This is a genomic window from Egibacteraceae bacterium, assembly GCA_035540635.1.
Taxonomy (GTDB): Bacteria; Actinomycetota; Nitriliruptoria; order Euzebyales; family Egibacteraceae; genus DATLGH01.
Map to the genome: position 1 here is coordinate 1 of DATLGH010000071.1, position 5,340 is coordinate 5,340.

General features: G+C 74.8%; 5 protein-coding genes. 1 reads left to right on the forward strand and 4 read right to left on the reverse strand.

Annotation, left to right across the window (positions count from 1 at the left end):
• The 4 genes from VM324_11965 to VM324_11980 form a co-directional block, all read right to left on the reverse strand.
• On the reverse strand, positions 1–977 hold a 977-nt coding region (locus tag VM324_11965; GenBank protein ID HVL99997.1), incomplete at its 3' end, for a serine/threonine-protein kinase.
• Between the two features lie 126 nt (positions 978–1,103).
• Complete coding sequence (locus VM324_11970; GenBank protein ID HVL99998.1) at positions 1,104–1,493, reverse strand: hypothetical protein; 390 nt, start codon at positions 1,491–1,493, stop codon at positions 1,104–1,106.
• Between the two features lie 7 nt (positions 1,494–1,500).
• Positions 1,501–3,660: a DUF6049 family protein gene (locus tag VM324_11975; GenBank protein ID HVL99999.1), complete on the reverse strand. Its 2,160-nt coding sequence runs from the start codon at positions 3,658–3,660 to the stop codon at positions 1,501–1,503.
• Positions 3,657–4,133, reverse strand: a complete 477-nt coding sequence (locus VM324_11980; GenBank protein ID HVM00001.1) for an NUDIX hydrolase — start codon at positions 4,131–4,133, stop codon at positions 3,657–3,659. Before VM324_11980 ends, VM324_11975 begins: the two co-directional genes overlap by 4 nt.
• 56 nt (positions 4,134–4,189) lie before the next feature.
• Here VM324_11980 and VM324_11985 point away from each other — a divergent pair.
• On the forward strand, positions 4,190–5,340 hold a 1,151-nt coding region (locus tag VM324_11985; protein HVM00002.1), incomplete at its 3' end, for a PilT/PilU family type 4a pilus ATPase.

Here is a 5,340-nt window from a genome sequence, read left to right on the forward strand (position 1 = left end):
GGCCGGGAGGCCGGCCGCGAAACCGGCGGCGCCGGGGGGGAGGCGCCCGGCGGCGGCGCCGGGGCGGCCGGCAGCGCGAGGGTGTGGCCGCTGTCGGCGAACCGCGCGAGCGCGTCGGCGAAGTCCGCTGCGCTGGGGAAGCGGTTCTCGGGCCGGCGCGCGAGCGCCCGCTCGATGGCGGCGGCGAGGTCCTCCGGCAGCTCGGGTCGCACGCTGCGCAGGGGCGGCGGGTCGGTGCGCAGCCGCAGTGCGGCGGTCTCCATCGGGGACGCGCCGGCGAAGGGCCGGCGCGCGGTGAGCGCCTCGTAGAGCACGCAGCCCAGGGCGTACTGGTCGCAGGCGCCGGTGAGGGGCTCGGACAGGATCTGCTCGGGCGCGACGTAGCCCGCGGTGCCGAGCACCGTCCCCGTGCCGGTCAGGTCGCCCTCGGTCCCCTCGGCCTTGGCGATGCCGAAGTCCGCGACCTTCACGGTCGTGTCGTCGTCGAGCAGGATGTTGGCCGGCTTCACGTCACGGTGCACGAGGCCGCGCTCGTGGGCGAAGGCGAGGCCGCGGGCGACCTTCTCGCCGATTGCGGCCGCGCGCGCGACCTCGAGACGGCCGCCGGCGTCGAGCAGGTCGCGCAGGGTGGGGCCCTCGACGAGCTCCATGACGAGCCACGCGAGCGGGCCCTGGCTGCCCGTGTCGTAGACCCCGACGATGTGCGGGTGCGTCAGTTTCGCGGCGGCGACGGCCTCGCGGCGGAACCGCTCGCGGAACTCGTCGTCGGCGGCGAGGTGGCCGTGGAGGACCTTGACCGCCACAGTGCGGTCGAGCAGCTCGTCGTGGGCGCGCCAGACGGCCGCCATCCCGCCGCTCGCGATCTCGCTCTCCAGCCGGTAGCGCCCGCCGAGGACGGCGGAGGGGACGGGGCCCTGCCCGTCGGTGCTCGCGCCCGCCTCGCGAGGAGGCTCGGCGCCGTCGGTCGGTTCGCGCATGGGAGGAGAGGCCCGGTGAGGAAGCTCAGAGGACGACAGCCGGCCGGCGCCGGCTACGCGGCTGCAGGCCTACGGCCCGCACCCGCACAACCCCTGCGATTGTACCGGGCGGGGGAGGTCGATGGGTCACGCCGAGCCGGCTGCTGAGCTCGACGTCGCCCGACCGTGCGCCCAGGAGGAGAGGGGACCGATCCGGCCGAGGAGCAGCACCTGGGCGGGCCGGCTGACGGTGACCGACACGCGGGCCCCGCCGACCGTCACCGCCTCGAGCGTGACGCCGGTCTGGTGCGGCAGCCGTTGGCGGACGGCCGTCTCGATGACGTGCGGCGACCCCCCGCCTGTCCAGGCGAAGGCACCGGCGACGGCGGCCCGGCGGGCGACCTCGTCGAGCTGGACCCGGTTGACGAGAACCGCGCCGCCGTCGAGGAGAACGACGGTGGCGACGAGCAGGCCCGTCACCAACCGCAGGAGACCTGAGACGACCACGTCCCCCCGCTCGGCCATGCTCGACACCATGCGGCCGTTATCGGCTCCGGCGCCCTCCGGCTCGAGCGGTCGGTCGCGGGCTCTCCGCGGGGGCGCCCGGACGGGGCCGCCCGCGCCGGCGCATGCCCTGCTGGACGACCCAGGCGAACAGGAACAGCCCCGCCGCCGCGGTCACGACGACGGCGGCCATCGACGCCGCCGTGGAGCGCACGACGACCGTGCTCTCGGCGAGGGTGAGCACCCCGTCGACGTCCTGGACGACGACGCTGACCGGGGCACGCCCGCCCGGGGTGACCGCGCGCGCCTGCACGGTCAGGGTGCGGGTCTCTCCCGGGTCGAGGTCGACCACCTGCCCCTCGGGGCCGAGGTCGAAGACGAAGCGCTGGCTCAGCAGCCGGACCCGCACCCGCAGCGGCACCTCGGCGTTGTTGGCCACCGTCACCGGCACCGGACCCTCGGCCTCCATCCAGACCTGCGGCCCCTCGAGGATGGCCACCGACGAGTAGAGGTTCGTCACCGTGTCCGCGACGCCGGCGATCATCGCCCGGCCCCTCGCCGCCTCCGGACGGTTGCGGAACTCCACCGACGCAGCGGCGCGCAGAAGCCGGTCCAAGCGCGACGGCGTGTCGGCGTCGCCCGTGAGCACGCCCGCGAGCGAGCCGAGGGAACGCCGGGCCTCGCCCAGCGCGGCGACGTAGGCGCTCGACAGCTCACGCTCGCGCGCGGCGGTGTCGTACCGCAGGCGCACCGGGCTCGCCTCGGGCTCGACGGTGCGGAGGAGCCGTGACAGGGGCACGGGGGCGAGCCAGGGGGCCTCCGCGATGGCGTCCATCAGGCCGCCCGCAAGGCCGCGCTCGGGTGCCCAGGACTGCGGCGGGGCGAGCAGCAGTCCGCGGACGGCGTCGGCGAACGGCCGCTCGAAGTACACGGCCGCGGTCTCGGCGAGCACCCGCTGCACGGCGACCGGGACGCCGTCGGGCGTGGACTCGCGAGCGAGGACCTCCTCGAGCCAGGGGTCGGGGACGAGCACGGTCGGCGACGTCCCCCGGGTACGAGCGAGGTCGCGCAACGGTGAAGGTGACAGCGCCCTACCCTCCGGGATGTCGAGGTGTCGCTCGCTCAGGACGAGGGTGTCGGTCCCCGTGCCGACGACGGCGGCGAGGGTGGCGGGGTTCAGCGCGTCGGGCGGCCACAGCGCCCCCGCGACCGGCGAGACCCCGAGCTCGGCGGCGACGGCGTGGGGCTCCTCGACGTGGCGCACCGCCTCGGCGGTCATGTCGCCGCGCACGAGCGCCGTGAGGTCCGCGCGGCCGTAGGGCAGCGCGAGCACGTCGACGTGTTGGCGCGCGGTCACCTCCGCGGTCCGCTCCAGCAGGCGACGGGCCTGCACCGCGAGGTAGTCTTCCGGGCCTACCTCGCGGACCACGGGCGGGCGGGTGCCGTCGCGCGGCGACTCGGCCAGACGGAAGCCGCCCGCGATGTCGGCGGCCTCGTCGAGGAGCAGGCTGTCGGGGGCGAGCGTGGCGGGGAAGCCCGGCCGGGCCTGGAGGCTGCCGACGAGCCCCTGGACACGCCCGCCGTGGCCGAGCTCGGACAGCAGCTCGGATCGGTCGTACGTGCCGTCCGGCAGCGGGAGGGGGCTCGCCGCGACCGGCACGACCAACGCCGTGCGGACCGGCTCGTCGACCCGTTCGGCGGTGAACACGACGGCCGTGCGGACCTCGTCGACCACCTCGCCCCGGTCGAGGAGCTGAAGGCGCAGCGGGTAGACCCCGAACTGGTCGGCCCGCCGGAAGCCGAGCTGGGCGGCCGTGCGGTTGAGCTTCACCGAGGTGCTGCGACCGGAACGCAGGAGGTCGATCTCCGCGGAGAACCCGTCGAGCACCGCACCGAGCCGCCCGTCGTCGACCGCCAGCTGGAACGCGAGGCGGCTCGCGACCGGGCTGTAGAGCGTCCCGACGACCCGCAGCCCCTCCGCGTCCCGCTCGCCGCCGTTCGACACCCGAAGGCCCACCGCGAGCTCTCCCCCGGGAGCCAGCGCGCCGGTGAGCGCGACGACCGCGAGGTCGAGGTCGTCACGGCTACCGGTCTGCTGGGCGGCGGCCGGCAGCGCGAGCAGCGCCAGCGCGGCGACCGCGAGCAGGCCCGCACCGGCCCGCGCGCGCCGGCCACGGAGGGGACCCCCACGCGACGTCACGGCCCGGCCTCCTCGCGCAGGGACGTGACGCCGACCTCGCCGAGGCCTGCCGCCTGCTCGACGAGGCGGCGCTCGTTGGGATGCGTCAGCCGCTCGAGCGCCTCGTCGAAGCGGAGCCAGACGACGTCCTCCGCCTCGTCGTCGCGGGGCTGGGGCACCCCGCCGTCGTGGCGCATGAGGTAGTAGTGGACGAACTTGTGGTAGCGCACCTCGTCGGGGCGCCAGACGAACCAGTAGTCGATGACCCCGAGCTTGTCGATGATCGAGCACTCGAGACCGGTCTCCTCGCGCACCTCGCGCACGGCCGCGGTGGCGAGATCCTCGCCGTCCTCGAGGCCTCCCTTCGGCAGGGTCCACTGCAACCTGCCGGCGGCGTTGCGTCGGGAGATCAGCACCACCCAGCGGCCCTCGGGCCGGTCGTCGAAGACCAGCCCGCCGGCGGACACCGCCCGCTTCGTGGGGTAGCGGGGCATGGGTAGGAGCATAACCCCGGTCAAGGCCGGGGCCGGTTCCGCCGATACGCACGGTGATGGACATCCATGACTACCTGCGCCGGCTCGTCGCGCGCGGCGGTTCGGACCTGCACCTGAAGGCGGGTGGCCCGGCCTACGTCCGCGTCGACGGCGACCTCGAGGAGTGCGCCGGTCTGCCGTCGCTGACGCCGGAGACCACCGAGCACTTCGCCCGTCAGATGATGGAGGGGGAGCCGCTCGCCGCCTTCGAGGCCGGCGCCGAGGCCGACTTCGCCTACGCGGTGCCGATGCTCGGGCGCTTCCGCGTCGCCGTGTTCCGTCAGCGGGGCGTGGTCGGGCTCGTGCTGCGGCGGGTGCTCGGCGGCGCGCAGTCCTTCGACGAGCTCGGTCTGCCGCCGGCGGTCCGCAAGCTCGCCGAGGAGCACCGCGGGCTCGTCCTCGTCACCGGGCCGACCGGGTCGGGCAAGACGACGACGACCGCGGCGATGGTCAGCCACATCAACGCCACGCGGGCGTGCCACATCGTGACGATCGAGGACCCGATCGAGATCATGCACACCGATCAGCGCGCGATCATCGACCAGCGCGAGGTCGGCGTCGACACGGCCAACTTCGTCACCGCACTGCGCTCGGTCGCCCGCCAGGACCCCGACGTGATCTTCATCGGTGAGATGCGCGACGTCGAGACCGTCACCGCCGCGCTCCAGGCCGCCGAGACGGGGCACATGGTCATCTCCACGCTTCACACGACCGACGCCACCGAGACGGTCAACCGGATCATCGACATGTTCCCGCCGTTCCAGCAGGGCCAGGTGCGCCTGTCGCTCGCGAACTCGCTGAAGGGGATCGTCTGCCAGCGCCTGGTGCCGCGCGCCGACGGGGGTCGCGTCGCGGCCATCGAGTGCCTCGTGATGACGACGCGCCTGCGCGACTTCGTCCTCGACCACGAGAAGACCGACCAGATCGTCGACGCCATCAACGAGGGCTCCTACTACGGCATGCAGACCTTCGACGGCCACCTGCTCGAGCTCGTCCGCACGCGGCAGGTGACCCTCGCCGACGCCCTCGACGCGGCGACCAGTCCCCACGACCTGCGCATCGCCGTGCGCGCCGCGGGCCTCGACGCCGCCACCGGGGCGGGCACGGCGATGCGCAGGTCGTGGGGACTGGTCGCCGCGTCGAGGGCGTCGGCGAGGGTCACCTGCCG

Coding starts and splice junctions, on each gene's coding strand:
- VM324_11970 (HVL99998.1), bottom strand. CDS start 1,493: ATGGTGTCGAGCATGGCCGAGCGGGGGGACGTGGTCGTCTCAGGTCTC.
- VM324_11980 (HVM00001.1), bottom strand. CDS start 4,133: ATGCCCCGCTACCCCACGAAGCGGGCGGTGTCCGCCGGCGGGCTGGTC.